General features: G+C 74.9%; 27 protein-coding genes. 23 read left to right on the top strand and 4 right to left on the bottom strand.

Going from position 1 to position 24,942, the window contains the following annotated elements:
- Positions 1–52: 52 nt before the first annotated feature.
- The 3 genes from MKK55_RS19910 to MKK55_RS19900 all read left to right on the top strand — a co-directional run bounded on the left by MKK55_RS19910 (position 53) and on the right by MKK55_RS19900 (position 3,130).
- Positions 53–1,225 carry a phage portal protein gene (locus tag MKK55_RS19910; RefSeq protein WP_243937292.1) on the top strand — a complete coding sequence of 391 codons (1,173 nt, stop codon included), beginning with the start codon at positions 53–55 and terminating at the stop codon, positions 1,223–1,225.
- Positions 1,226–1,272: 47 nt separating this feature from the next.
- Entirely contained in the window at positions 1,273–1,761 is a 489-nt protein-coding gene (locus MKK55_RS19905; RefSeq protein WP_243937291.1) for an HK97 family phage prohead protease, read from the top strand.
- An 85-nt stretch (positions 1,762–1,846) separates the two neighbouring features.
- A complete protein-coding gene (locus tag MKK55_RS19900) occupies positions 1,847–3,130 on the top strand; it encodes a phage major capsid protein (protein ID WP_243937290.1) in 1,284 nt (427 codons plus the stop codon).
- A 55-nt stretch (positions 3,131–3,185) separates the two neighbouring features.
- Here the strand turns inward: MKK55_RS19900 and MKK55_RS19895 are convergent, their stop codons facing one another.
- The 3 genes from MKK55_RS19895 to MKK55_RS19885 form a co-directional block, all read right to left on the bottom strand.
- A complete protein-coding gene (locus MKK55_RS19895) occupies positions 3,186–3,761 on the bottom strand; it encodes a PAS domain-containing protein (protein WP_147843741.1) in 576 nt (191 codons plus the stop codon).
- A gap of 181 nt (positions 3,762–3,942) precedes the next feature.
- A complete protein-coding gene (locus tag MKK55_RS19890) occupies positions 3,943–4,818 on the bottom strand; it encodes a S1 family peptidase (RefSeq protein WP_243937289.1) in 876 nt (291 codons plus the stop codon).
- A 107-nt stretch (positions 4,819–4,925) separates the two neighbouring features.
- Positions 4,926–5,669, bottom strand: coding sequence for a S1 family peptidase (locus MKK55_RS19885; RefSeq protein ID WP_243937288.1), 744 nt, complete (start codon positions 5,667–5,669; stop codon positions 4,926–4,928).
- Between the two features lie 36 nt (positions 5,670–5,705).
- Between MKK55_RS19885 and MKK55_RS19880 the strand changes: the two genes are divergently transcribed.
- The 16 genes from MKK55_RS19880 (at position 5,706) to MKK55_RS19805 (ending at position 18,817) form a co-directional block, all read left to right on the top strand.
- A complete protein-coding gene (locus tag MKK55_RS19880; protein ID WP_243937287.1) occupies positions 5,706–6,263 on the top strand; it encodes a hypothetical protein in 558 nt (185 codons plus the stop codon).
- Positions 6,264–6,326: 63 nt separating this feature from the next.
- Positions 6,327–6,674: a head-tail adaptor protein gene (locus MKK55_RS19875; protein WP_243937285.1), complete on the top strand. Its 348-nt coding sequence runs from the start codon at positions 6,327–6,329 to the stop codon at positions 6,672–6,674.
- A complete protein-coding gene (locus MKK55_RS19870; protein ID WP_147844727.1) occupies positions 6,671–7,126 on the top strand; it encodes a DUF3168 domain-containing protein in 456 nt (151 codons plus the stop codon). Before MKK55_RS19875 ends, MKK55_RS19870 begins: the two co-directional genes overlap by 4 nt.
- Positions 7,123–7,533 carry a phage major tail protein, TP901-1 family gene (locus MKK55_RS19865; RefSeq protein ID WP_147844728.1) on the top strand — a complete coding sequence of 137 codons (411 nt, stop codon included), beginning with the start codon at positions 7,123–7,125 and terminating at the stop codon, positions 7,531–7,533. Before MKK55_RS19870 ends, MKK55_RS19865 begins: the two co-directional genes overlap by 4 nt.
- Before the next feature lie 202 nt (positions 7,534–7,735).
- Entirely contained in the window at positions 7,736–8,059 is a 324-nt protein-coding gene (locus MKK55_RS19860; RefSeq protein ID WP_147858893.1) for a gene transfer agent family protein, read from the top strand.
- Positions 8,060–8,088: 29 nt separating this feature from the next.
- The gene (locus MKK55_RS19855) at positions 8,089–8,274 is read left to right on the top strand and encodes a phage tail assembly chaperone (protein WP_147858894.1); all 186 of its coding nucleotides are present in this window, start codon (positions 8,089–8,091) and stop codon (positions 8,272–8,274) included.
- Positions 8,275–8,301: 27 nt separating this feature from the next.
- Positions 8,302–8,877: a phage tail tape measure protein gene (locus MKK55_RS19850; protein WP_147858895.1), complete on the top strand. Its 576-nt coding sequence runs from the start codon at positions 8,302–8,304 to the stop codon at positions 8,875–8,877.
- Positions 8,878–8,891: 14 nt separating this feature from the next.
- On the top strand, positions 8,892–9,533 hold the full coding sequence (locus tag MKK55_RS19845) for a DUF2460 domain-containing protein (RefSeq protein WP_147728937.1): 642 nt from the start codon (positions 8,892–8,894) through the stop codon (positions 9,531–9,533).
- Between the two features lie 13 nt (positions 9,534–9,546).
- On the top strand, positions 9,547–10,422 hold the full coding sequence (locus tag MKK55_RS19840) for a DUF2163 domain-containing protein (RefSeq protein ID WP_243937283.1): 876 nt from the start codon (positions 9,547–9,549) through the stop codon (positions 10,420–10,422).
- Between the two features lie 11 nt (positions 10,423–10,433).
- Positions 10,434–10,889, top strand: coding sequence for a peptidase P60 (locus tag MKK55_RS19835; protein ID WP_147858897.1), 456 nt, complete (start codon positions 10,434–10,436; stop codon positions 10,887–10,889).
- 146 nt (positions 10,890–11,035) lie between these two features.
- Positions 11,036–14,929 (top strand): glycoside hydrolase/phage tail family protein, encoded by a 3,894-nt coding sequence (locus MKK55_RS19830; protein WP_243937281.1) that lies wholly within the window; start codon positions 11,036–11,038, stop codon positions 14,927–14,929.
- A gap of 28 nt (positions 14,930–14,957) precedes the next feature.
- The gene (locus tag MKK55_RS19825) at positions 14,958–16,553 is read left to right on the top strand and encodes a DUF2793 domain-containing protein (RefSeq protein WP_243937279.1); all 1,596 of its coding nucleotides are present in this window, start codon (positions 14,958–14,960) and stop codon (positions 16,551–16,553) included.
- 49 nt (positions 16,554–16,602) lie between these two features.
- Positions 16,603–17,229 (top strand): lysozyme, encoded by a 627-nt coding sequence (locus MKK55_RS19820; protein WP_243937278.1) that lies wholly within the window; start codon positions 16,603–16,605, stop codon positions 17,227–17,229.
- Between the two features lie 71 nt (positions 17,230–17,300).
- On the top strand, positions 17,301–17,807 hold the full coding sequence (locus MKK55_RS19815) for a hypothetical protein (RefSeq protein WP_243937276.1): 507 nt from the start codon (positions 17,301–17,303) through the stop codon (positions 17,805–17,807).
- A gap of 81 nt (positions 17,808–17,888) precedes the next feature.
- Positions 17,889–18,311 (top strand): hypothetical protein, encoded by a 423-nt coding sequence (locus tag MKK55_RS19810; protein ID WP_243937274.1) that lies wholly within the window; start codon positions 17,889–17,891, stop codon positions 18,309–18,311.
- Entirely contained in the window at positions 18,308–18,817 is a 510-nt protein-coding gene (locus tag MKK55_RS19805) for a hypothetical protein (protein WP_243937272.1), read from the top strand. Before MKK55_RS19810 ends, MKK55_RS19805 begins: the two co-directional genes overlap by 4 nt.
- On the opposite strand, the gene MKK55_RS19800 is transcribed toward MKK55_RS19805, so the two are convergent.
- Entirely contained in the window at positions 18,777–20,063 is a 1,287-nt protein-coding gene (locus tag MKK55_RS19800; RefSeq protein WP_243937271.1) for a family 16 glycosylhydrolase, read from the bottom strand. The two genes, MKK55_RS19805 and MKK55_RS19800, sit on opposite strands and share 41 nt — an antisense overlap.
- Positions 20,064–20,510: 447 nt before the next feature.
- Here MKK55_RS19800 and MKK55_RS19795 point away from each other — a divergent pair, with 447 nt between their 5' ends.
- From MKK55_RS19795 to ccmI, 4 genes are all read left to right on the top strand, one after another.
- Entirely contained in the window at positions 20,511–20,885 is a 375-nt protein-coding gene (locus tag MKK55_RS19795; RefSeq protein ID WP_147844218.1) for a PepSY domain-containing protein, read from the top strand.
- Positions 20,886–20,921: 36 nt separating this feature from the next.
- A complete protein-coding gene (locus tag MKK55_RS19790; RefSeq protein WP_147729507.1) occupies positions 20,922–21,599 on the top strand; it encodes a response regulator transcription factor in 678 nt (225 codons plus the stop codon).
- 124 nt (positions 21,600–21,723) lie between these two features.
- Positions 21,724–23,142, top strand: a complete 1,419-nt coding sequence (locus tag MKK55_RS19785; RefSeq protein WP_147729508.1) for a sensor histidine kinase — start codon at positions 21,724–21,726, stop codon at positions 23,140–23,142.
- A gap of 266 nt (positions 23,143–23,408) precedes the next feature.
- On the top strand, positions 23,409–24,893 hold the full coding sequence (gene ccmI / locus MKK55_RS19780) for a c-type cytochrome biogenesis protein CcmI (RefSeq protein ID WP_243937270.1): 1,485 nt from the start codon (positions 23,409–23,411) through the stop codon (positions 24,891–24,893).
- Positions 24,894–24,942 lie beyond the last annotated feature (49 nt).

Raw genomic sequence — 24,942 nt, 5'->3', positions numbered from 1 at the left:
TGGGTTTCGACCCATGAGGCGTCGGAAAACACGCATCTCGAGGAGGCGCCCGATGCCGACCCTGCTGACGAGGCTGGCGCGGGCCGCCGGCTACGTGCCGGCCGTGAAGGCGGCCCCGCTCTCCGGGCCGAGCGTCGCCCTCTACGGCGACGCCCGCGCCGTCTGGACCGCGCGCGACGGCACCGCGCTCGCCCGCGAGGGCTACCAGCGCAACGCCGTGGTCCACCGCGCCGTGCGCCTCATCGCCGAAGGCGCCGCGTCGATTCCGCTGGTCGTCACCGGCGCGGAGGCGGCCGACCACCCGATCGCCGCGCTGCTGGCGCGGCCGAACCCGCGCGAGGGCGGCACCCGCCTGCTGGAGACCCTGTACGGGCACCTGATGGTGTCCGGGAACGCCTATCTCGAGGCGGTGTCGCTCGACGGGATCCCGCGCGCCCTGTTCGCGCTGCGCCCCGACCGGATGCGGGTGGTGCCGGGGCCCGACGGCTGGCCGGCCGGCTACGTCTACGAGGTCGGCGGCCGCCGCGTCGCCTACGACGAGGCCGGCGCCGTGCCGCCGATCCTGCATCTCGCCCTGTTCCACCCCACCGACGACCATTACGGCCTGTCGCCGATGGAGGCGGCCGCGATCTCCCTCGACATCCACAACGCGGCCGGGGCCTGGAACAAGGCGCTGCTCGACAACGCGGCGCGCCCCTCCGGCGCGCTGGTCTTCGCCGGTGCCGGGGCGAGCTTGAGCGAGGCGCAGTTCGTGCGGCTGAAGGCCGAGCTGGAGTCGAACTACCAGGGCGCCGGCAATGCCGGGCGGCCGCTGCTGCTCGAAGGCGGGCTCGACTGGAAGCCGCTGGCGCTGTCGCCCAAGGAGATGGACTTCGTCGAGGCGAAGGCCGCGGCCGCGCGCGAGATCGCCCTGGCCTTCGGCGTGCCGCCGCTGCTCCTCGGGCTTCCGGGCGACAACACCCATGCCAACTACGCCGAGGCCAACCGCGCCTTCTACCGCCAGACCCTGGTGCCGCTCGCCCGCCGCACGGCGGAGGCGCTCGCGCACTGGCTCGCGCCGGCCTTCGGCGACGTCCGCCTTGAGCCGGACCTCGACGCGATCGAGGCGCTGGCCAGCGAGCGCGAGTCGCTGTGGCGCCGGGTGCAGGCGGCCGACTTCCTGACGCCGGCCGAGAAGCGCGCGGCGGTGGGCTACCCGCCCGAAGCCCCGGAGCCCGGGGCCTGAGGCTCCGGCGCAGCCCGATCTTTCCCTGCCCGCCACGGGAGACCGCCATGGACGGCCACTTCACCGGCTATGCCAGCCTGTTCGGCGTGCCCGACCTCGGGCGCGACATCGTGCAGGCGGGGGCCTTCGCCGCGAGCCTGCGGCAGCGCGGCGCCGCCGGCGTGCGGATGCTGTGGCAGCACGATCCCGCCGAGCCGATCGGGCGCTGGCAGGCGCTCGCCGAGGATGGGCGGGGCCTGCGCGTCGAGGGTCGCCTCAACCTCGCGGTGCAACGGGCGCGCGAGATCGACGCGCTGATGCGGGACGGCGCCCTCGACGGTCTGTCGATCGGCTTCCGCACCCTGGAGGCGCGCCCGCGCGGCGGCTTCCGCCAGCTGCACGCGGTGGATCTCTGGGAGATCTCCCTGGTGACCTTCCCGCTGCAGCCGGGCGCGCGCGTCGCGAACGCCCCGCTGCCGGCGGAACTGCGCGCCTTCGCCCGGCGCCTCGCGCCGGTGCGTGCCGCCGGGCGCTCCGCCACCCCCTCCGGGTGGTGAGAGGCGGCGGGCGCCCACGTTCTTCCCTCCCCCGCAGAGGGGGAGGGATCCGCGCGTAACTTTTCATTCCAACGGTGAGGCTCACATGACCCGTCACGAGACCTTCGAGACCAAGTCCGATCGCGTGCTGCTGGAGAACAAGGCCGGGCGGCCCGGCGCCGAGCCGGGCACCGCGCGGGACGCCTTCGACGGGCTGACCCAGGCCTTCGAGGCCTTCAAGGAGACCAACGACACCCGGCTCGCCCAGATCGAGGGCCGGCTCGGGCCCGACGTGCTCACCGAGGAGAAGCTCGCGCGGATCGATGCGGCGCTGGACAGTGCCCGGACGCGCCTCGACCGCATCACCCTGGACCGCGCCCGCCCGCCGCTCGGCCGGCCCGAGCAGCCGCGCGATGCGGCCGCCGACGAGCACAAGACGGCGTTCGACCTCTACGTCCGCGCCGGCGAGAGCGGCGGCCTGAAGAGCCTGGAGGCCAAGGCGCTCTCGGCCGGATCCGGGCCGGACGGCGGCTACCTCGTGCCGCAGACCATCGAGCGCGAGGTGCTCAAGCGCTTGGCCGACCTGTCGCCGATCCGTGCCATCGCCAGCGTCCGCACCATCTCGGGCGGCCAGTACAAGCGCGCGGTGGCGACCGGCGCCCCAATCGCCGGCTGGATCGCCGAGACCGCGCCGCGCCCGGCCACCGACGGGCCGGTGCTGTCGGAGCTGAACTTCCCGGCGATGGAGCTCTACGCCATGCCGGCCGCGACCCAGACCCTGCTCGACGACGCCGTGGTCGACATCGACGCCTGGCTCGCCGACGAGGTCGAGACCGCGTTCTCCGAGCAGGAGAGCGTCGCCTTCGTCACCGGCAACGGCGTCAGCCGCCCGCGCGGCTTCCTCAGCTACGACACCGTGGGCAACGACGCCTGGGTGCCGGGCAAGATCGGGATCGTCGGCACCGGCACGGCCGGCGCCTTCCCGGCGGCGAACCCGGCCGACGTGCTGTTCGATCTCGTCTACGGCCTCAAGGCCGGCTACCGCCAGAATGCCGGCTTCGTGATGAGCCGGCGCACGCAGAGCGCGATCCGCAAGTTCAAGGACAACGAGGGCAACTATCTCTGGCTGCCGTCGACCGCCTCGGACCGGGCCGCGACCCTGCTCGGCTTCCCGGTGACGGAGGCCGAGGCGATGCCCGACATCGCCGCCGGCAGCCTCGCGCTCGCCTTCGGCGATTTCCGCCGCGGCTACCTCGTGGTCGACCGCACCGGCCTGCGGGTGCTGCGCGACCCGTATTCCGCCAAGCCCTACGTGCTGTTCTACACCACCAAGCGCGTCGGCGGCGGCGTGCAGGACTTCGCCGCGATCAAGCTGCTGAAGTTCGCCTGATCCGGGCCGCGAGCGGCGTCCCCGCCCGCGTCGACGGCCCGCCCCCGGGCCGGCCTCACGCGCCCTGGCGCCGTGCCAGGGCGCGGCCCACCTCCAGCAGCAGCGTATCGACGAGGGTGCGCAGGCGCTTCTGCCCGGTCCGGTCGATCGCCACGCGGGCGGCCAGGATCTGGTCGGCGGCCTGCTCCAGCGGATCGGCCGGGGGCAGCAGGCGGAGCTTCGGCCGGGGCAGGACGTCGAGCTTCGCGCGCGTGTCGGTGACGTCGAAGAAGGCGCCGTGGCCGTGCATGCCGGTCTCCGTCCGGGTCACGTGGCCGCGGTTGCGGATCCAGCGGATGTCGCCGCCTTCCGTGACGATCCGGAAGTCGGCGGAGAACGAACCGCCGGTCTCGCGCACCTGCCTGATCCGGTCGAACACCCAGTCGCGATCCTCCGGGTGGATGCGCGCGAGCGACTCGTCGAGCGTGAGGGGCTTGCCGGCGAGCGACGCGTCACCCGCCATCACGTCGCAGGCGCCCTCGTCGAGGACCGAGCGCCCGGCCGCGACGTTCGTCTCCCAGGCGCCGACGAACCCGAAGGCGATGAGCGCCGAGGCGAGCGAGGGCGTGGCGGGTGTCGAGCCGTCGAACATGAGCGATGCTCCCGGGAGCGCAGCCGCATCGCGTTCCGGTTGAGGCCGGATGCGTCGGCGCCATCGCATCAAGCGGTATCATTCAGTGAATTGAAAATGCAATCGACCAGATGCACGGGCGACGATCGCGCGACCGCACGTGAAACCTGGTCCTTCTGCAAATTCCGGTTCGGGTCAGGGTTCAGCGGTTGCGCCCGGGCCGGGCCATCCAATCCGAGCGGTTGCCGCGGCCGGCCGGCATCGCCTGGCCGACCTCGATCCGGGAAAGCTCGGCCGAGCGTGCCGCGATCCACCCGGTGTGCTCGGCCACCGGCGTCACCGCCGTGAACCCGCCGCAGGCGGTGCGGCGGCGGGCGTCCTGGCGCATCGCCCCGCTCGACCAGCTCACCACGCCGACGATCTGGTAGCCGCCGGGGCCGCCCGACAGGATCGGGCCGCCGGAATCGCCGAGGCAGGCGCCGGCGCCGGCGGTCTCGGCCATGCGGCGGCGGTCGGTGACGACGGTGACCCGGTTGGCGACCTGCAGCGACCCGATCGAGACGAGGTGGGCCTGGCGCAGCGTGCGGGCGGTGTTGCGGCGGTTCTCGGCGACGACGCCGAAGCCGGCGATGTCGACCGCGTCGCCGTTACCGATCGAGCCGGCGCCGCGCGGATCGAGGGGCGCGTAGTCCGTGCCGAGCGGCTGCTCGAGCTTGAGCAGGGCGAGGTCGACGCCCGGCTGGTCCTCCGGCGTGGTGCCGGGGACGAATTCGGGATGCATCGAGGCGGCGATCACCGAGACACGGCGCTGGCGGAAGCCGCGGTCGACCGCCACGATGCTGTAGCCGGCCGGCTGCATCACGCAATGGGCTGCGGTCAGCACGAGATCGGGCGCGATCAGCGTGCCCGAGCAGATCTCGCCCTGGGTGCTCTCGATCCGCACCACGAAGTTGCGCGTGCCGTTCGGGTCGCGGGTCACCTCGCCGTTGATCACGGCCGAAGCCGGTGCCGGCAGCGAGCTGAGGAGGCCGACGGACAGGCCGCCGAGCAGGGCGCCGCGGAGCACAGTGGCGAGCATCGTTCTCTCCGGGGGCCGAGGGCGCTCTCGGCAGGTGGGACTGAAGCCTAACGTAAAGCAATCCGTCGGCCAAGGTTCGGTTCCTCGGGGCCGGCGGGACCGCCGGCTCAGTGCCAGCGCGCCGTCCGGTCCCAGCCGGCGAGCGTGCGGTCGAGCCAGTCGCGCTGCGGCGCGACGCGGACGGCCTGGGTCAGGCCACCGCAGGCGCCGCCGATCCAGGCGGTGACGGCGACGACGCCCGCCGCGTCCGAGACCGGGCCGCCGGAATCGCCCTGGCAGCCGCCGGCGCGGCCCGCCGCCTTGAGCCAGACCAGGATGCGGCTCGGGCCGTAGGGCTCGATCACCGGCAGGGCGACGCTGCGGAAGGTGCCGGTCGAGCGCGGGTCGCCGGGCCGCTCGGCGCCGTAGCCGGCCAGCGTCAGCGTCTCGCCGGCCCGCGGGCTCGCGGTGCTGAACGTCGCCGGGGAAAAGCGCGGCGGCAGCGGCGTCGCCGTGCGCAGCAGCGCGAGGTCGATCGAGCGCCGCCGGCCGGCGATCGCCCCGTCATCGTAGCCCGGATGGACCGCCCGGGCCGCGACCTCGACGAGGACCGGCTGCCCGGACGCGTCGCGGAAATGGACGCGGTGCTCGAGGCCCGCGCCGGCGCAATGGCCGGCGGTGAGCACCGTGTCCGGCGCCACCACCACGGCGGAGCAGACCCCGCCCTTCGACGACAGCACCATCACCGCGCCCTCGGGCGTCGCCTCGGCGCCGCCGACCACGGCATGCGCCGGCCCGCCGGCCCACGCCAGGGTCGCGAGCCACGCCAGGCCGATCGCGGCCGGGCGGGGAACGCGCTGTCCGAACACCATCGAGACCCCTCGATCCACGCTTCATGGAGATGCGCGATGATGCCGATACGCGTGGCCGGCGCCGTCGTCGAGCCGGTGAGCGTGCCCGAGCTGCGCGGCTACCTGCGCCTCGACCCGGACGACGCCACCGAGGACGACCTGCTCGCCGGCCTGATCGCGGCTGCCCGCAGCGAGGTCGAGGCCGAGACCCGGCGCATCCTCGTGCCCGGCACCTGGCGGATGGTGCTGGACCGGCTGCCCGCGGACGGGCGCGTGCCGGTGCCGCTGAGCCCCCTCGTCGCCCTGGTGCGCGCCGGGTTCTCCGCGGCGGATGGCGGCATCGCCGAATTCGCCGCGGGCTCGGCGAGCCTCGCCGCCGACCGGATCGAGGCGCCGGCCCTGCTCTTCGCCGCGATCCCCGATGCGGCCGGGCGCGCCGTGCTGGTCGATCTCGTGGCCGGATACGGCGGCGACGGGCCTCCGATCCCGCCGCCGCTGAGGCTCGCCGTGCTGCGGCGCGCCGCCGCCCGGTACGAGCACCGCGGCGACGACGCCTTCTCGGACGGGGCCGACCTCGCGTCGGCGACCACCCCGTTCCGCCGGCTGCGGCTGTGATCCGCGCCGCCGGACGCGTTCGCCCGAACCCGCTTCGCGATGTCCCGTACCCCGGAGGCCACCATGCCCGACACCGTTCCGCGGGCGATCGGCACGCGCCGGCGCCGGCTCGTGCTGGAGCTGCCGGTGGACGAGGCCGACGGGTTCGGCGGCATCCTCCGGCGCTACGTCGCCGGGCCGGTGCTGTGGGGGGCGATCGAGCCGGTCGGCGCCGTCGAGCGCCTCCGCGGCGGGCGCGACGACAGCGTCGCGACCCACCGCATCACCCTGCGGGCGCGCACCGGGCTCACGCCGGCGATGCGGCTCGCCGCCGGCCCGCGCCGCTTCGCCATCCGGACGATCGTCGATCCGGACGAGCGCGGCCGCGACCTCGTCTGCCACGTCGAGGCCCTGTCGGAGGCGAGCCCATGACCGACGCATCGCCCGGCACGGCCCTCGCCCCGCCGGCGCCGAGCCCGCTCCTCGCCCTGCGCGCGGCGCTCATCGCGCGGTTCTCCACCGACGCCGCGCTCGCCCGGCTGATGGGGGGCACGTTCCGGCTCTACGACGAGCCGCCGGCCGGCGCGCAGCCGGTCTACGCCCTGTTCGGCGACGCCGAGATCCGCGACGATTCCGTCGACGGCGCCGTCCGCCACCAGCACAGCCACGCGCTCGTGGTGTTCGCCCGGCCCGGCTCGGTCCGCACCGCGCTCGACGCCGCCGAGCGGATGTCGCTCCTCGTCGCCGATCCGGCCCTGGCGCTCACCGGCCACGCCCTCGTGACCCTGCGCGTCCAGGCCATCGCGGCGCGGCGCGACGAGCGCACCGGCGAGGCCCGCGCCGTCCTCACGCTCCAGGCCGTCACCGAAAGGAACCCGACATGACCGCTCAGAAGGGGAAGGACCTGCTGGTCCGCGCCGGCAACGGCGCCGGCGGCTTCGTCGCGGTGGCGGGCCTGCGCGCCCGCCAGATCGCGTTCAACGCCGAGGCCGTCGACGTCACCAACGCCGATTCCGCCGGGCGCTGGCGCGAGCTCCTCGCCGGCGCCGGCGCGCGCCGGGCCGCGATCTCGGGCTCCGGCGTTTTCCGCGACGAGGCCTCCGACCTGCGCCTGCGGCAGGTGTTCTTCGACGGGGTCATCGAGACCTTCCAGGTGGTGGTGCCCGCCTTCGGCACCCTCGAGGGGCCGTTCCAGATCACGGCGCTGGAATACCGCGGGGATCATGCCGGCGAGGTCACCTTCGACATGAGCCTGGAATCGGCCGGCGCCATCGCCTTCACCGCGCTCTGAGCCGGCACGGGCATCCCGACGCCGGTTGGGGAGCGCGACCGCGCGCCGCCGCCAGTGCGGCGGACGCCTTCGGCCGGTTCCGGTCGAAGGCCACCAAGACGAGCATCCCGACCTCGGGAAGCAAGCGCGACCGCGCGCCGCCGCCGGTGCGGCGGACGCCTTCGGCCGGTTCCGGTCGAAGGCCACCCAGGAGAACCCCTTCATGGTCAACCGCAGGCGCGGCGAGGTGCCGCTCGATCTCGGCGGCACCCGCTACACCCTCTGCCTGACGCTCGGCGCCCTGGCGGAACTCGAGGCCGCGCTGCAGGCGGGTGACCTCGTCGGCCTGGCCGAGCGCTTTTCCTCTGGCCGGCTCGCGGCGCGCGACCTGATCGCGCTGCTGGGCGCGGCGCTCCGGGGCGGCGGCCACGCCCTCGACGACGCGGCGGTCGCCGCCCTGCCGCTGGCCGGCGGCCTGGAGCCCCTCGCCGGCGCCCTCGGCGAGGCCCTCGTCGCCGCCTTCGGGGAACCGCCCGCGGACCCTTGAGCCCCACGGGCGGGAGCGCGCCGGGCCCGATGCCCGCCTTCCCGTGGGACGACGCGCTGGCGCTCGGGCTCGGGCGCCTGCGCTGGCGCCCGCGCGATTTCTGGCGCGCCACGCCGCGCGAGCTGCTCGCCGCCGCCGGTCTCCGCACCGGGGGCGGAGCGCTCGGCCGCGACGGGCTGGCGCGGCTGATCGCCGACCATCCGGACGCAACCTGACGCCGGTCCGCGTCGCTGGAGGCCACCATGGCGGAGACCGACCTCGACCGGGCGAACGCCGCCCGCATCAAGCAGCTCGACACCCTGGACAAGCTCGCCCAGCGCTTCGGGCAGAGCCTGTCGACGGCCCTGACCCGAAGCCTCAGCTCCGGGCGGCAGCTCGACGGGGTGCTCGGATCGCTGGGCACGCGGCTCGCCGGGGCGGCGGTCCAGGCCGCGCTCAAGCCGGTCCGCACCGGCCTCACCGGCCTGGTCGACGGCCTGCTCGGCTCGAGCGTGGGGGCGGACGCGGCGTTCGCCCGCGGCGGCGTGCTTCAGGGCGGCCGGGTGCGGGCCTTCGCCGGCGGCGGGGTCGTCGCGGCGCCGACCTACTTCCCGATGAGCGGCGGCACCGGCCTGATGGGAGAGGCCGGCCCCGAGGCGATCCTGCCGCTGCGCCGCGGCCCCGACGGCCGCCTCGGGGTCGGCGCCGGATCGGGCGGCCGGCCCGTCGCGGTCACCGTCAACATCGCCACGCCGGACGCAACCTCGTTCCGCAAGTCCGAGGCGCAGGTGACCGCGAGCCTCGCCCGCGCCGTGGCGCGCGGCCAGCGGGCGCTATGATCGGAGGAGGACCGATGCCGGACGATTTCCACGAGGTGTCCTTTCCCCTCGACGTGGCGCTGCGCGGCAGCGGCGGCCCGAGCCGGCTGACCGAGATCGTCACGCTGGCCTCGGGGCGGGAGCACCGCAACAGCCGCTGGGCCGATTCGCGCCGGCGCTACGATGCCGGCTTCGGCATCCGCTCGCTCGACACGCTCCATGCGGTTCTGGGCTTCTTCGAGGAGCGGCGCGGGCGGCTCTACGGCTTCCGCTACCGCGACCGGGCCGATTTCCGCTCCGGGCCGCCGGGCCGGGTGCCAACGCCGACCGACCAGCGCCTCGGCATCGGCGACGGCGCGACCGCCGCCTTCCCTCTGGCGAAGACCTACGGTGCCGGGCCGACGCCCTACCGGCGGACGATCGCCAAGCCGGTCGCGGGGAGCGTGCGGGTGGCGGTCGCCGGGATCGAGGTGGCGGCCGCGGGCTTCGCCTGCGATCCCGCGACCGGGCTGGTCGTGTTCGGCGCCGGCTCGGTGCCGGCGGCCGGCGCCGTGATCACCGCAGGCTTCGCCTTCGACGTGCCGGTCCGGTTCGACACCGACGACCTCGTCGTCAACCTCGAAGCCTTCGCCGCGGGCGAGATCCCGAAGGTGCCGCTCGTCGAGATCGTGCCGTAGGGAGTTCGGAACCATGCGCGACCTGCCGCCCGCCTTCGCCGCCCACCGCGCCGGCGGGGTCACCACCCTCTGCCGATGCTGGGCCCTGCGCCGCCGCGACGGCGTCGCCCTCGGCTTCACCGACCACGACCGCGACCTCGCCGTGGCGGGCCTGACCTACGCCGCCCGCACCGGGCTGGAAGCGGCCGAAGCCGCGGCCGAGCTCGGCTTCGCCGTCTCCGGCGGCGACGTCTCCGGCGCGCTCGCGAGCCTCGGGCTGACCGAGGCCGACATCGCCGGCGGCCTCTACGACGGCGCCGGGATCGAGACCTGGCTGGTGGACTGGACCGACCCGGACACCCGCCTGCTGCTCGACGTCGGCACGCTCGGCGAGATCCGCCGGGCGGGCGACGCCTTCGTCGCGGAGGTGCGGGGCCTGGCCGACCGGCTCGACGCCGAGCGCGGCCGCAGCTACCGCGCCACCTGCGGCGCCGACCTCGGCGACGCCCGCTGCGGCGTCGACGTCACGCGGTTCCGCACCGACGGCACGGTCGACGGCCTGCCGGAGCCCGGCACCTTGTCCGCGGCGGTCGCGGGTACCTTCGCCGACGGGCTGTTCAGCGGCGGCCGCCTGAGCTGGACCGCGGGCGCCAATGCCGGCCTGTCCGGCGACGTGCGCACGCATCTCGGCACCCTGATCGAGTTGTGGGAGGCGCCGCCGCGCGGCATCGCGCCGGGCGACGCCTTCACCCTCGTCGCCGGCTGCGACAAGCGCCTCGCCACCTGCCGCGGCATCTTCGCGAACGCCCTGAACTTCCAGGGCTTCCCGCACATGCCGGGCAACGATTTCGTCGTGCGCTACGCTCCCGGCGCGGGTCCCGGCCTCGACGGCGGCTCGCTGTTCCGCTGAAAGGACGCCCCATGCGCGACCCGCTCGACGGTGCCGCGGTCGCGGCCGAGGCCCGGCTCTGGCTCGGCACGCCCTACCGGCACCAGGCCTCGCTGATCGGCGTCGGCTGCGACTGCCTCGGCCTGCTGCGCGGCGTCTGGCGCGGCCTTCTGGGCGACGAGCCCGAGGCGCCGCCGCCCTATTCCGGCACCTGGGCGGAATCGGCTGCCCCCGGCACCGACCCGCTGACGGAGGCCGCCGCCCGCCACCTCGTCCCGGTCGCGGCCGACCTCGCGCGCCACGGGCCGGCGCCGGGCGAGGTGCTGCTCTTCGCCTTCCGCGCGCACCTGCCCGCCCGCCACTGCGCCATCGCCACGCAGGCCGGGATGATCCACGCCCACGACCGCGCCGCGGTGACGGAGGTGGCCTTCACGCCGTGGTGGCGGCGGCACCTGGTCGGGGTGTTCCGTTTCCCGGGGGCGGGGTGAGGGCGTGGCGCGCGGGAAGTCTCCAGGAGCCGGTTCGCCTCGGAGTCTAGCCCTGTTCCTCCCCTGCAGAGAGGGGAGGGAAGCACTTGCGCTGCGATTTTCGATCGAAGCGCAATCCCATCGAGACTGAAGCCCCGGAGCTCGCCATGGCCACGCTGATCCTGTCCACGGCGGGGGCGGCGGTCGGGACCGCGCTCGGCGGGCCGATCGGGAGCGTGGTCGGGCGGGTGGCCGGCGCGGCGGCGGGGGCCGGGCTCGACGGCGCCCTGTTCGGGGCGGGGACGAGCCCGCGCTTCGTCGCCGGGCCGCGGCTGTCGGACGTCGCCGGCCTGTCCTCGACCGAGGGCGATCCGGTGCCGCGCGTCTACGGCCGGGCGAAGCTCGGCGGCACCCTGATCTGGGCGACGCGGCCGCTCGAGGTCGCCAACACGGCCGTCGAGCGGGCGTCCTCCCCGGCGAAGGGCGGCGGCGGGCAGAAGACCGTGCGGACGCGCTACGCCTACTTCGCCAACCTCGCGGTCGGCCTGTGCGAGGGCGAGATCGCCCTCGTCCGGCGGATCTGGGCGGACGGGATCGAGCTCGACCGCACCGCGATCACCTGCCGGGTCCATGCCGGCGCGGCCGACCAGGCGCCCGATCCGCTGATCGTCGCCAAGGAGGGCGCCGACGCGCCGGCCTATCGCGGCCTCGCCTACGTGGTGTTCGAGGGGCTGCCCCTGGCCGATTACGGCAACCGCATCCCGCAATTCGCCTTCGAGGTGGTGCGGCCGGTCAACGGCGTCGCGCCGCTGATCCGCGCGGTGAACCTGATCCCCGGCGCGTCCGAGTTCGGCCTCGACCCGATGCCGGTCACGGTCGATCTCGGCCTCGGCCGGACGCGGGCCGCCAACCGGTTCCAGCTCCAGGCGGCGACCGACGTGGTCGCGTCGCTCGACGCGCTGCAGGCGTTGTGCCCGAACCTCGCCCGCATCGCGGTGGTGGTGGCGTGGTTCGGCGACGACCTGCGCGCCGGGCACTGCACGGTCGCGCCCCGCGTCGAGATCCGCGACAAGGCGACCACCGGCGACGGCTGGCTCGTGGCCGGCCTCGACCGCACGCAGGTCGCGCCCGTCTCCGCCGCGCCGGACGGCACGCCGGCCTATGGCGGCACGCCCTCCGATGCCGGCCTCGGCCGCCTGATAACGGAGCTGGCCCGGCGCGGCCTCGCGGTGGTGCTCTACCCGTTCGTGATGATGGACGTCGCCGCCGGCAACGCGCTGCCCGATCCCTACGCGCCCGGCAGCGTCGGCCAGCCGGCCTACCCCTGGCGCGGCCGCATCACCTGCGATCCCGCCCCCGGCCAGCCCGGCAGCCCGGACGGGACGGCGGCGGCCGAGGCGCAGGTGCTGGCCTACTTCGCCGGCGCGCAGGGCTATCGCCGGCAGGTGCTGCACTATGCCGACCTCGCGACCGGCTGGGCGGCCGCCGGCACGCCGCTCTCCGGCTTCGTCCTCGCCAGCGAGCTCGTCGGCCTCACCCGCGTGCGCGGCGCGGGCGAGACCTGCCCGGCGGCAACGGCGCTGATCGACCTCGCCCGAACGGTGCGCCGGAGGCTCGGGCCGTCGGTGAAGCTCGTCTACGCCGCCGACTGGACCGAGTACGGCGCCCAGGTCCGCGACGGCGGCGCCAGCGTGCGCTTCCCCCTCGACGCGCTGTTTTCCGACCCGAGCATCGACGCGGTCGGGATCGACTATTATCCGCCGATCTCGGACTTTCGCGACACGCCCGCGCAGGCCGACCTCGCCGAGACCGACACGATCTACGACCGCGGCTTCCTCAAGGCCCGGCTCGGCGGCGGCGAGGCGTTCGACTGGTACTACGCCGACGACGAGGCCCGCGCCGCGCAGCGCCGCAGCCCGATCACCGACGGCGCCTACGGGAAGCCGTGGACGTTCCGGCCCAAGGACCTCGTCGGCTGGTGGTCGAGCGCGCACGTCGAGCGGGCGGGCGGGGTCGAGACCCGCGCCACGGCCTGGGTGCCGCGCGGGAAGCCGATCTGGCTCACCGAGATCGGCGTGCCGGCGGTCGACAAGGGCACCAACGGACCCAACGTCTTCCCCGACCCGAAATCCTCCGAGAGCGCCTTTCCGCCCGCCTCGCGCGGCCTGCGCGACGAGCTGATCCAGCTGCGCGGCCTGGAGGCGATCCTGTCGCGGTTCGACCCCGCCGCGGCGGGCTTCGCGGCCGCCGACAACCCGCTCTCGCCCGTCTATGGCGGGCCGATGGTCGACCCGGGCGCGGTCTTCGTCTGGGCCTGGGACGCGCGGCCCTACCCGGCCTTTCCCGACCAGGGCTCGGTCTGGGCCGATGCCGGCAACTGGCGGGTCGGCCACTGGATCACCGGCCGGATCGAGGGCTGCGACCTCGACCGGCTGATCGAGCGGATCCTGTCCGACCTCGGTGTCGCCGTGCCGATCGCGATCGAGGCCGCCGCCTACCTCGACGGCGCGGTGATCGACCGGCCGCTCTCGGCCCGCGCCGCCCTGGAGCCGCTGGCGCAGCTCTACGGCCTCGACGTGTCGGCGGTCGCCGGCACCCTGCGGCTGCGCGGGCCGCGGCGCGAGGCGGCGGTGATCATCGCCGACGACGACCTCGTGCGCGTCTCCGAGGACGAGGCGCCGCTGCGCCGGGTGCGCGCCGAGGAGAGCGGCCTGCCGCGCTCGATCGAGATCGGCTTCACCGATTCCGAGAACCCGGACTATCGCCGCGCGTCCGCCGCCGCGATCCGGCCGGCCGGCGGCCGGCGGCGCGAGGCCCGGATCGAGGCGGCGGTCGTCACCCGGCGCGAGACCGCAGAAAACCTTGCCGAGGCGCTCCTCGACCGGGCCATCGCGGGCCGCGACACCGCCGGGCTGACGCTCAGCCCGCGCCGCCTCGATCTCGAGCCCGGCGACCTGCTGGCGACGCCGGCCGGCCTCCAGCGCATCGTGCGCATCGACGACGGGCCGGCCGGCCGCCGGCTCGAGACCCGCGGCGTGCCGCTGCACGGGCCGGGCACGCGGCCGGCGCGCCGCGCGTCGACGACCCGGCCCGTCCGGCCTCCGCTGCTCGCCGGCGCCCCGTTCGCGCTCGCCCTCGACCTGCCCGCCGACCGCGGAACCCCGACCGCGCTGCAGTACCTCGCCGCGACCGCCGAGCCGTGGCCCGGCGCGCTGGCGATCTGGCGCTCGGACGGCGCGGGCGCGCCGCTGGCGCTCCACGGCACCGCCGACTACCCGGCCTGCCTCGGGCGGACGCTGACGGCGCTGCCCCCGGGGCCACTCTGGCGTCTCGACCGCGCGACGCGCCTCGACGCGACCCTGCGCAACGCCGGCGCGCTCGGCAGCCTCGACCTGCCGGCGATGCTGGCCGGCGGCAACCTGTTCGCGGTGATCGCGCCGGACGGCAGCGTGGAGGTGATCGCGGCGCAGGAGGCCGTGCTCGTCGGGCCCGAAACGTTCCGTCTCGGCCGGTTGCTGCGCGGGCTCGCCGGCAGCGAGGCGGCGGCCTCGCGCCCGGCCCCGGCCGGAAGCCTGATCGTGCGCCTCGACGACGGCGCGGTGATTCCCCTCGTCGACCGGCTCGACGAGGCCGGGCGCCGGTTCCGCTACCGGATCGGCCCGGCCTCGCGCGATCCCGGCGACCCGTGCTTCGCCGAGATCTTCGCCGCCGCCGGCCTCGCGGCGCTGGCGCCGTCGAGCCCGGTCCACCTCCGCGCCCGGCGCGAGCCCGGCGGCGTGCGCCTGTTGTGGATCCGCCCGGCGCGCCGCGACGCCGACAGCTGGGACGTCGCGGACATTCCCCTCGACGAGGCGGTGGAGGCCTACGCCGTCACCGTCTTCGCCGCCGACGGCCACGGGCTGCGCAGCCTCGCCGCCGCCGGGCCGAGCCTGCTCTACGCCGACGAGGCCGCGGATTTCGGCGGCCCGCAGGCGGTGCTCGACATCGCCGTCGCGCAGGTCGGGGCGGTGTTCGGGCCGGGCCCGGCCACCCGCGCGCGCGTCGCCGTGCGCCGGGGCTGACACCTCGATCCCTCGACGGAGCCCGCCGATGCCGGACACCACGCAGAACCTCGCGCTGCCGCTGATCGCGGCCAACCAGGCGCAGAAGCACGTCACCCACAACGAGGCCCTGGTGCAGCTCGACGCGCTGGTGCAGCTCGCCTGCCTCGACAAGGACCTCGCCGCGCCGCCGGCCGCCCCGGCCGAGGGCGACCGCTACCTTGTCGTCGCAGCCGCGCCCACCGGGGCCTGGGCCGGGCTGTCGGGCCAGGTCGCCTGCTTCCGGGACGGGGTCTGGGTCGGGCTCGCGCCCCGACCGGGCTGGCTCGCCTTCGTGGCCGACGAGGGCGACCTCTACATCTTCACCGGCAGCGCCTGGACGAGCTTCCGCGCCACCCTGGCGAGCCTCCAGAACCTCGCCCGCCTCGGGATCGGCACCGCGGCCGACGCCGTGAACCGGCTGGCGGTGAAGTCCGAGGCCGCTCTGCTCTCCTGGGACGACGCGACGCCGGGCTCGGGCAGCGTGCGGCTCACCCTCAACAAGCAGGCGGCGGCGCGCGATGCCGGCCTGGCGTTCCAGACCGGGTTCTCGACGCGGGCGCTGCTCGGCACCTTCGGCGCCGACGACGTGGCCCTGAAGGTGAGCCCGGACGGCGCGAGCTTCTCGACCGCGCTCTCGGTCTCGGCGGCGACCGGCCGGCTCGCCCTCGGGCGGATCGCCGGGCCGGTGGAGATCGGCACCCATGCCGGCGCGCTTCCCGACGCGCCGCCCCAGACGGTGCTGCGGGTCTCCGGCGCCGACGGGACGACGCCGCGGCTCGTCCTCGACGGCTACGGCGCCAACGCCGCGGGACACCTCGCCTTCCGGGCCGCGGCCGGGAGCGCCGCCGCGCCGGCTGCCCTGCCGCCGGGTGCCGCGATCGGGCAGCTCTCCGCATACGGCTACGGCGCCTCCGGCTACGCGTCGGCGCCGCGGGTGCAGGTCGCCTTCCTGGCCTCGGAGGCGTGGTCGGACGCGTCGCAGCCGACGCGGATCAGCCTGCGCACCACGCCGGCCGGCACCACGGCCACGGCCGAGGCGTTCGCCGTCGAGGCCAGCGGGGCGGTGCGCCTCGCGCCGCTGGCCGCCGACCCGACGACGGGGCTCGCGCAAGGGCAGCTCTACGCCGACAGCACCGCGACCGCGCTCAAGTGGTACACCGGCACGGGCTGGGCGCGGATCAGCAACTTCGCCAAGGCGGCGGCGACCACGAGCTTCGACAACTACGTCCCGGCCGGCGCCTGGACGAAGGTGCAGTTCAACATCGCCGACAGCAACGACCAGGGCGCGTTCGCGGCCGCGACGAACCGCTTCACCGCCCCCGAGGCCGGCCTCTATCGGGTCTCGGCCATGCTCACCTACAAGCGCAACAACGCGAGCGCGCCGACGGCCTTCGAGGTCCAGCTCTACCGGAACGGCGCCCCCGCCGGGCGCGGCCGCGCCGCCGCGACCGGTGCGCTGGTGGACGGGGTCACCGCCCTGTCGCTCGCCACGACCCTGAAGCTCGCGGCCGGCGACGGCGTCGAGGTCTGGGTGCGGTTCACGGGGGCCGACGGCTACGTGGCCGCGGCCGACGCGTCCTTCGGCGCGCAGCAGCTGGGCTGAGGCCGGGCGCCCGCCGCACCGTCCGCCGTTCCCCGCCCCGGAGATCCCCATGAATCTCACCCCCATCGGCGAGGCGTGCCTCATCGCGCGCGAGGGACGGCGGCTGACGGCCTACCGCGATTCCGTCGGCGTCTGGACCATCGGCGTCGGCCACACCTCCGCGGCGGGGCGCCCCCGCGTCGTCCCCGGCCTCGCGATCACCGCGGCCGAGTGCGACGCGATCTTCGCGCGCGACGTCGCGGCCTACGTCGCCGCGGTCCGCGACGGCCTGACGGCGGCGGTCGGGCCGCACGCCTTCGATGCCCTCGTCTCGCTCTGCTACAACATCGGCCCGGCGGCCTTCGCCGGCTCGACCGGCCTGAGACGGATCAACGCCGGCGACGCGGCCGGTGCCGCCGACGCGCTGCTGCTGTGGCGCAAGCCCGCGGCGATCCTGCCCCGCCGCCGCGCCGAGGCCGAGCAGCTCGTCACCGCCTACGCCGTCGCCCTGCCGCGCCCGACCGTGAACGCCGCGCGGCTCCGGATCGCGGCCCCCGTCGCCGCGGTCACGGACCCGGGCGTCGCGACCCCGGTCCTGGTGCCGACCGTGCCGCGGCCGGGTCGGCTCGCGCGGCTGCGGCACCGGATCGAGGCCTGGCTCGCCGCGGCGGCCGCGCCGGCGAAGGCCCCGGCCTGATCCGCCGCGCCCGATCCCAGATCCCGTGCCGGCCGGGTCCAGCCGCGCAACCCCAGCCGAAGGATTCGACCATGTCCCGCTTCTCCGCGGCGCCGGTGCTCGCCGGTGCCCTCTCGATCGGCCTCGCGGCCCCGCCCGCCCTCGCCGCGGCGGGGGGCGCCGTCGTGCTGCCCTGGGGCGACTGGATCGTCGGCTTCGCCACGACGGCGCAGGCGGTGCTGACGCCGCTCCTCGTCGCCCTGGCGACCGGGCTGATCGCCCGGTTCGCGCCGCTGCTCGGCTACGTCCTGTCGAAGTCCGTCGTGGAGGGCATGGTCCGCCGGGTCACCGACTACGCGCTCAACGCGGTGGCCGGCGCCGCCAAGGGGCAGGTGCTCACCGTGCCGGTCGGCTCGGCCGTCATCGCCGCGGCCGTGCAGCGGGCGTCCGACCAGGTGCCGGGCTTCGTCGTGAAGGCCGCCGGCGGCCTGCCCGGCATCGCCGAGAAGGTGTTCCGCCGCCTCGCGCTGGAAGACCGCGCGACCGCCGCCAACACGCTCGCGCCGGCCCTCGCCGCCGCCGGCCTCGCGGCGCGATAGCGCCGGAGCGACGGCCCCGTCCGCGGCCGGGACGCCCGCGCGGGTGCTCGAACGACACGCTGGCATCCGCGGAGGGACGGCATGGACGCGACACCACGAAGCCCGGCGGAGCGCGACCCCGCCTGCCGCCGGGCGGCCCTCGCGGCGATCGGCGAGGGCGTCGGCCGGGTGCTGCCGCCCCCCGACGACGGCCTCGGCGAGACCCTGATCCGCCGCGCCTACGCCGAGCGTGCCGCGACCGAGCCGGACGAGGACCGGCTGGTCGTCCGGTTCGGCACCGAGTGGCGCAGCTTCATCCGGCACCAGACGCCGGACCGCCTCGCCGCCCTCGACGCGGTGATCGACGACCGGATCGAGCGGCGGGCGCTGGCCCGGTACTACCGGCGGATGAAGCATGCGGCGGTCGCCGTCGCCGTCACGGCCTTCGCGCTGGCGCAGTTCGGGATCGACCGGCTGCCGCTCGTCCGCCAGATCTGGCGGCTGTTCCGGGGAGATCTGCGATGAGCGCCGCCCTCGACCGCTGGCTCACCCGGCTCTACCACGCGGTCGGCGGGAGCCTGTTCCTGGCGCTGTGCGCCTTCGTCTCCTACACCGCCGGCGACTGGCACTGGCCCTACCGCGTCCGCTCGACGGACCTGCTGACGCCCGAGGTCGCGCCCGGCGGCGCCCTGCGCCAGACGCGGGTGATCGCCTACGGCGCCGAATGCGCGCTTCACGTCACGCGCCGCCTGCAGAGCCTCGGCGCCGACGGGCGCCGGGTGATGCTCCCCGAGATCGCCTTCGATGCGCCGCCCTGGGACCGCGACGGCCGGCCCCAGACCATCGAGACCGAGATCCCGGCCGACTTCCCCTGCGGCCCCGCGATCCTGGTCGAGAGCCCGTCGGCCGCCTGCAACTGGCTTCAGCGCACCGTCTTCCGCCAGCGCCAGCCGGACGCGATCACCCCGTTCCGGGTGACCTGCGGCGGGGTCACAGGTCCAGCATTCCGGGCGACGGCGCGTGCACCGTGAAGGCCGCCCCCTCGTGAACCCAGCTGCCGCCGGCCTGGGCCTTCTCGAAGGCCGCCGTCTCGGCGGTGCCGGCCGTGTAGTGGTGCTCGCCGGTCGCGGTGTCGAGGAAGCGCTGCACCGTCAGCGCGTCGGCGCCGGCCAGCGCCGGGTCGGCATAGGCCTGGAACGCCACGCCCTCGTCGTGGAAGCTCGGCATCATCGCGTCGATGTGGTCGCGCTCCGTGGGGCTCGCCGTATAGAAGTGCTCGCCCGTCCGCGTATCGACGAAGCGGAACACGTCCACCGTGTCCGCGCTCGCGGCGGGCGCCATCCAGGCCACGCCCTCCGCGGTGTAGGACGGCAGGTTCTGCGCGACGTAGGCCCGTTCGCTCGCGCTCGTCGTGTAGAGGTCGTCGCCGGTGCTCGCGTCGCGGAAGTGGAAGGTGTCGCTCGGCGACGCCGCGGTCGGCGCGCTCGCATAGGCCCGGATGTAATCGATCGTCATCTGCGCCGACGCCGCGTCCGGGTCGCCGGCCCAGGCCCCGCCAACGGCGAGGTTGGCGATCAGGTACATCGGCTTGTCGAGATCGGCCGGCGTGGCGGCCTGGAAGGTCGGGTGCCCGTCGTAGTACCAGGTGATGGTGTCGGGCTCCCAGTCGACGCCGTAGGTGTGGAAGCCCGACGTCATGTCCGGCACGGCGACGTTCGCCTCGTCCAGGTAATGCGTCGCGTCGACCCGCTGGCTGCCCGAGACCTGGCTGTGGACGGTGTTGCGCAGGGTGTTCGGGTCGCCGCCGACCATCTCCATCACGTCGAGCTCCGGCGGCCAGCTCCCATCCGCGGGCAGCATCCAGAACGCCGGCCACATGCCGTGGGCCGCGGGGAGCTGCGCGCGGATCTCGAAGTAGCCGTAGGTCTGGCTGAAGCTGTGGTAGGTGTTGATCATCCCCGACGTGTAGGTCTGCCCCTCGATCGAACCCTGGATGTCGGGGGCGGCCGGCGCGGCGGAGATCGTCAGCGCGCCGTCGGAGACCTGGAACGGGTCGGGCAGGCCGGCCGTGCCGCCCGCGGCGCCGTCCGCGCCGGCGACGTAATATTGCAATTCATCGTTGTATGGCATCGTCCCGGTCGCGCGGACCTTCGTCGACCATTGCGGCGCCCCGACCGTGTCGAGGCCCGTCGTGCCGTTCCACGGCGTGAACGCGTCGAACTCCTCGGCGAAGGTCAGCGTCGCGGTCTGCGACAGGTGGTTCGGATCGATCGCCATGACGGGTCCCGCCTCACGCGGGCGGCCGAAGCCGCCGCGCATGATGAATACAACTCAAAATAGAATAATCGGTTTACAAACTTGGTTCCGCGGTGCGCTGGGTCGTTTGCGGTCTTCGGCCGCCGCTTCGGGCGCCACCTGCGTCTTCGTTGGGCGGGTTCGCGTATAAACTACCGACGGCCTCGGCGTTCGACAGTCGTCGCGCGTGGCCTCTTCGTCGCCGATCCTCGCTCCGTCCGGCGGCGGCCGGACGCGCATCCCCGTGGATCGCACGGGGCGCGATGGAACCGCTGCGGTTCTCGGCCGTAACGCTTCGCAGCTTCCCACGGACCTTCGATGAGACCCGCCGCCGCCCGAGCCACCCTCCGCCCGCACGGCCCCGGCCATGGGTCCGCGGCCGGCGGCATTCAGGGCGCATTCAGTGCCTCGGGCCGACAGTCCCTCCCCATGCGCTACCCCCTCGCCCTCGCAGCGATCTGCCTGACCGCCGCGGCCCTTGCGGCGGGCGGCCTCGGCATATCGGCGGAGGAGACCCGAGAGGCGGCCCCGGCCGTCGCCGCGCCCGGCCCGCCGCAGCTGCGGGTCGAGGAGTGCCTGTCGCCCGCCGACATGCGCGAGGAGGTGTCCGAGCGCCGGGTGATCGCGCCGGTGACGGCGATCAAGGCCGCGCGCACGGTGATCCCGCGGGCCGAGATCCAGCGGGCGAGCCTGTGCCGCCACGCCGACGGCCTCGTCTACATGCTGACCGCCTTGCGTCGGGACGGCCACTTCGTGCACGTGATGGTCGACGCCAAGACCGGCCAGGTGGCGGGCCAGTACTGACGGCCGGGAAGGCCGTCGCTCGAGGGAGGGTGATCCGTGCGTCTGCTCGTGGTCGAGGATGACCGGGACATCAACCGGCAGGTGGTCAGCGCGCTGGAGGAGGCGGGCTACGTCGCCGACAAGGCCTTCGACGGCGAGGAGGGCGGCTACCTCGGCGAGAGCGAGCCCTACGACGCGATCATCCTCGACATGGGGCTGCCCAAGGCCGACGGCGTCAGCGTCCTGCAGAAGTGGCGCCGCGCCGGGATCAAGACCCCCGTCATCATCCTCACCGCGCGCGACCGCTGGTCCGACAAGGTCGACGGGTTCGATGCCGGCGCCGACGACTACGTCACCAAGCCGTTCCACATGGAGGAGCTGATGGCGCGCGTCCGCGCGCTGCTCCGCCGCGCCGCCGGCCACGCCACCAGCCAGATCGCCTGCGGCCCCGTCACCCTCGACACCCGCTCGGGGCGGGTGTTCGTCGACGGCAACCCGATCAAGCTGACGAGCCACGAATACCGGCTGCTCTCCTACCTGATGCACCACACCGGCCGCGTCGTCTCCCGCGCCGAGCTGACCGAGCATCTCTACGACCAGGATTTCGACCGCGATTCGAACACCATCGAGGTGTTCGTCGGCCGCCTGCGGAAGAAGCTCGCGGTGGACCTGATCCAGACGGTGCGCGGGCTGGGCTACCTGGTCGACCCGAGCCAGCCGCCGGCACGGGTGTGACGGAGCGGGCTACGACCGAGCGCGACCGTCATGTCGGCTCGAGGGGAAGCCTTCCCGCCGAGCCGGATCACGGTATCCCACCCGGTGGTCGGTCCCGCCGCCCGTGCCGCAGCATGCGCCACCCATGAACGCCGTCCTCAGCCTGTTCTCGCTCCGCCGTCGCTCGATCGCCGTGCGGCTCGCCGTCTCGGCGCTGCTCGCCAGCTCCGCGATCCTGCTGATCGCCGCCTGGATCCTGACGACGCTGTATCGCGAGACCACCGAGCGGGCCTTCGACAGCCGGCTGCTGGTCTTCGCCAACAACCTCGCCACCGACCTCGTCACCCCGAGCGACACCGAGAGCCGGGCCTTCACGCTCGGCGACCCGCGCTTCGACCTGCCGCTGTCGGGCTGGTACTGGCAGGTCGGCAAGCCCGACGCCCGGCCGCGGGACCTGCGCACCTCGCGCTCCCTGGTCGGCGTGCCGTTGAAGCCGGCCACCGATCCCGACGGCAAGGCGGGGGTCGGGCAGATCCGCCAGGGCTACGGGCGGGCGCAGGACGACCGGCTGCTCCGCATCATCGAGCGCGACGTCGACCTCGGCGAGGACGGGCGCTACACCGTGCGCGTCGCCGGCCCCGCCGACGAGATCGTCAACGACGTCGAGCGCTTCCGAAATTCCCTGTTCATGACCTTCGGCCTGCTCGGCCTGTCGCTCGCGCTGACGACCCTGCTGCAGATCCGCTTCGGCCTGGCGCCGCTGAAGAAGATGCGCGCGGCCTTGGGCGCGATCCGGCGCGGCGAGGCCGACCGGATCACCGGCACCTATCCGCGCGACATCGCCCCGCTCACCGGCGAGGTGAACCTCCTGATCGAGACCAACCGCGAGATCCTGGAGCGCGCCCGCACCCAGGTCGGCAACCTCGCCCACGCGCTCAAGACGCCGCTCTCGATCATCGTCAACGAGGTCGGCGCCTCCGACGCCCCGGCCGACCTCGCTGAGAAGATCCGCGAGCAGGCGGCGGTGATGCGCGACCAGGTGAACTACCACCTCGACCGGGCGCGCGCCGCCGCGCTCGCCGGCACGCTCGGGACCTCGACCGACGTCGAGCCGGCGCTCGCCGGCCTGGTGCGGACCTTCGGGAAGATCTATCGCGACAAGGACATCGCCTACGAGGTCCACGTGCCGCCGGGCCTGCGCTTCCGCGGCGAGCGCCAGGATTTCGAGGAGATGGTCGGCAACCTCGTCGACAACGCCTCGAAATGGGCGGCCGGCCGCGTCGCGATCCGGGCCGAGGCGGTAGATGCCCACGATTATCCCCACCTTCTCGTGGCGATCGAGGACGACGGCCCCGGCCTGCCGGAGGAGGCGCGCTCGGCGGTGCTCGGGCGCGGGCGGCGGATGGACGAATCGAAGCCCGGCTCCGGCCTCGGCCTCTCGATCGTCGCCGACCTCGCCACGCTCTATCGCGGCCGCTTCCGCCTCGAGCAGGCGGCGCTCGGCGGCCTGCGCGCCGTGCTCGAGGTGCCGGGCGACGTGCCCAAGGGCGCCGCCGGGCATTGAGCCCTGCGGCCGTGGCGGCGGCCGCCCCCGCCCCGTCGCTCCCGTCCCGTCGCCCTTGCCCTGTTTGCTCTCGTCCCGTCCGCCCTTGTCATCGCGAAAAACTTGCGTGACACCGTGACGCCGAGGGCGGGCATCGTGCCGCCCGTGCCCGCTCTCTACTATCGGCGGCACGGCCATTCGGCTCCAGCGGGGGCCGTCTTATCAATCGAAGGGATGGAGCGGCCGCGGCCTCGCCTTGCGCGAACCGGGACCGCTTCGAAGGTGCGATGACGGCGATCTGGTTCATTCTGGCGGGCATGACCGCCGCGGCCGTCCTGGCCCTGCTCTGGCCGATGTCGCGCCGCGTCGCCATCGTCCCCGATGCGGCCGGCACCGTCACCGAGACGGCGTTCTACGAGGACCAGCTCGCCGAGATCGAGCGCGACCTCGATCGTGGGCTGATCGCCCCGGCGGAGGCGGAATCCGCTCGCACCGAGGCCGCCCGCCGGCTCCTGCGCGCGAGCCGCGCGCCGGGCCCCGGAGAGGCGAGCGTGGCCGAGCCGCGCCTGCGCCAGCGCCGCGCGGCCTCGGCCTTCGCGCTCTCGACGATCCCCCTGGTCGCCCTGCTCGCCTACGGCCTCTACGGCTCGCCCGACCTGCCGGCCCAGACGCCGGCCGACCGCCAGGCGGTGCAGTCGGGCGCGCAGGACCTGATGAAGGCCGTCGGCCAGATCGAGGCGCGGCTGGCCGCCGACCCGAACGACGCGCGGGGCTGGGCCGTGCTGGCGCCGGTCTACATGCGGCTCGGGCGGTTCGAGGATGCCGCGCGGGCCTACGCGGCGATCGTCCGGATCAAGGGCGAGACTGCCGAATCCCTGTCCGACTGGGGCGAGGCGATGGTCGCGGCCGGCAACGGCATCGTGCCCGAGGAGGCCAAGGCTGCCCTCACCCGCGCCCTCGCCCTCGACCCGAAGGCGCCCAAGCCCCGCTTCTACCTCGCCCGTGCCGCCGAGCAGAACGGCGACACGGCCGAAGCGATCCGCCAGCTCACCGCCCTGAACGACACGAGCCCGGCCGACGCGCCCTGGCTCGGGCTGGTGCGCGAGAACCTGGCGCGGCTCAAGGGCGAGCCCGCACCGCAAATGTCCGGGACGCCGTCGAAATCCGCCGCCGGGCTGCCGCCCGAGCAGCGCGCCGCGATCCAGGGCATGGTCGACGGCCTCGACGAGCGGCTCGCGGCCAAGGGCGGCAGCGCCGACGAGTGGCTGCGGCTCGCCCGCTCCCGCGGCGTGCTCGGCGAGCCCGAGCGGGCGCAGGCGGTGCTGGAACGCGCCCGCGTCGCGCTGAAGTCCGATCCCGCGGCGCTCGCGAGCCTGGAAGCGGGCGCGCGCGACCTCGGCCTGTCCGGCAGGCCGGCCGACGGCATGGCGCGCGATGGGCGCAGCGCCGCGCCTCCGGCCGCCCTGAACGCCACGACACCCGAATCCCGCGCCGAGACCGAATCGGCGGCCGCCGCGGTGTCGGCGATGCCGCCGGCCGAGCGCGACGCCGCGATCCGCGGCATGGTCGCCGGCCTCGATCGCCGGCTCGCGGCCAAGGGCGGCAGCGTCGACGAGTGGCAGCGCCTGGTGCGCTCCTACAGCGCCCTCGGCGATCCCGAGCAGGCCGGCAAAGTCCTGAGCCGCGCGCGGATGGCGCTCGCCGCCGACCCGGGCGCGGCCGAGAAGCTCGACACCCTGGCCAAGGAGCTCGGCCTTCCGGTCCGCCCCTGACGATCTGTCCCGGCACGGGCGACTTGACCCGGGACGCGTCGCGTCCGAC

The organism is Methylobacterium sp. J-059 (assembly GCF_022829485.1).
Classification (GTDB): Bacteria; Pseudomonadota; Alphaproteobacteria; order Rhizobiales; family Beijerinckiaceae; genus Methylobacterium.
This window is presented reverse-complemented; position numbering and strand designations above follow the sequence as displayed.

Coding starts and splice junctions, on each gene's coding strand:
- MKK55_RS19910 (WP_243937292.1), top strand. CDS start 53: ATGCCGACCCTGCTGACGAGGCTGGCGCGGGCCGCCGGCTACGTGCCG.
- MKK55_RS19905 (WP_243937291.1), top strand. CDS start 1,273: ATGGACGGCCACTTCACCGGCTATGCCAGCCTGTTCGGCGTGCCCGAC.
- MKK55_RS19900 (WP_243937290.1), top strand. CDS start 1,847: ATGACCCGTCACGAGACCTTCGAGACCAAGTCCGATCGCGTGCTGCTG.
- MKK55_RS19895 (WP_147843741.1), bottom strand. CDS start 3,761: ATGTTCGACGGCTCGACACCCGCCACGCCCTCGCTCGCCTCGGCGCTC.
- MKK55_RS19890 (WP_243937289.1), bottom strand. CDS start 4,818: ATGCTCGCCACTGTGCTCCGCGGCGCCCTGCTCGGCGGCCTGTCCGTC.
- MKK55_RS19885 (WP_243937288.1), bottom strand. CDS start 5,669: ATGGTGTTCGGACAGCGCGTTCCCCGCCCGGCCGCGATCGGCCTGGCG.
- MKK55_RS19880 (WP_243937287.1), top strand. CDS start 5,706: ATGATGCCGATACGCGTGGCCGGCGCCGTCGTCGAGCCGGTGAGCGTG.
- MKK55_RS19875 (WP_243937285.1), top strand. CDS start 6,327: ATGCCCGACACCGTTCCGCGGGCGATCGGCACGCGCCGGCGCCGGCTC.
- MKK55_RS19870 (WP_147844727.1), top strand. CDS start 6,671: ATGACCGACGCATCGCCCGGCACGGCCCTCGCCCCGCCGGCGCCGAGC.
- MKK55_RS19865 (WP_147844728.1), top strand. CDS start 7,123: ATGACCGCTCAGAAGGGGAAGGACCTGCTGGTCCGCGCCGGCAACGGC.
- MKK55_RS19860 (WP_147858893.1), top strand. CDS start 7,736: ATGGTCAACCGCAGGCGCGGCGAGGTGCCGCTCGATCTCGGCGGCACC.
- MKK55_RS19855 (WP_147858894.1), top strand. CDS start 8,089: ATGCCCGCCTTCCCGTGGGACGACGCGCTGGCGCTCGGGCTCGGGCGC.
- MKK55_RS19850 (WP_147858895.1), top strand. CDS start 8,302: ATGGCGGAGACCGACCTCGACCGGGCGAACGCCGCCCGCATCAAGCAG.
- MKK55_RS19845 (WP_147728937.1), top strand. CDS start 8,892: ATGCCGGACGATTTCCACGAGGTGTCCTTTCCCCTCGACGTGGCGCTG.
- MKK55_RS19840 (WP_243937283.1), top strand. CDS start 9,547: ATGCGCGACCTGCCGCCCGCCTTCGCCGCCCACCGCGCCGGCGGGGTC.
- MKK55_RS19835 (WP_147858897.1), top strand. CDS start 10,434: ATGCGCGACCCGCTCGACGGTGCCGCGGTCGCGGCCGAGGCCCGGCTC.
- MKK55_RS19830 (WP_243937281.1), top strand. CDS start 11,036: ATGGCCACGCTGATCCTGTCCACGGCGGGGGCGGCGGTCGGGACCGCG.
- MKK55_RS19825 (WP_243937279.1), top strand. CDS start 14,958: ATGCCGGACACCACGCAGAACCTCGCGCTGCCGCTGATCGCGGCCAAC.
- MKK55_RS19820 (WP_243937278.1), top strand. CDS start 16,603: ATGAATCTCACCCCCATCGGCGAGGCGTGCCTCATCGCGCGCGAGGGA.
- MKK55_RS19815 (WP_243937276.1), top strand. CDS start 17,301: ATGTCCCGCTTCTCCGCGGCGCCGGTGCTCGCCGGTGCCCTCTCGATC.
- MKK55_RS19810 (WP_243937274.1), top strand. CDS start 17,889: ATGGACGCGACACCACGAAGCCCGGCGGAGCGCGACCCCGCCTGCCGC.
- MKK55_RS19805 (WP_243937272.1), top strand. CDS start 18,308: ATGAGCGCCGCCCTCGACCGCTGGCTCACCCGGCTCTACCACGCGGTC.
- MKK55_RS19800 (WP_243937271.1), bottom strand. CDS start 20,063: ATGGCGATCGATCCGAACCACCTGTCGCAGACCGCGACGCTGACCTTC.
- MKK55_RS19795 (WP_147844218.1), top strand. CDS start 20,511: ATGCGCTACCCCCTCGCCCTCGCAGCGATCTGCCTGACCGCCGCGGCC.
- MKK55_RS19785 (WP_147729508.1), top strand. CDS start 21,724: ATGAACGCCGTCCTCAGCCTGTTCTCGCTCCGCCGTCGCTCGATCGCC.
- ccmI (WP_243937270.1), top strand. CDS start 23,409: ATGACGGCGATCTGGTTCATTCTGGCGGGCATGACCGCCGCGGCCGTC.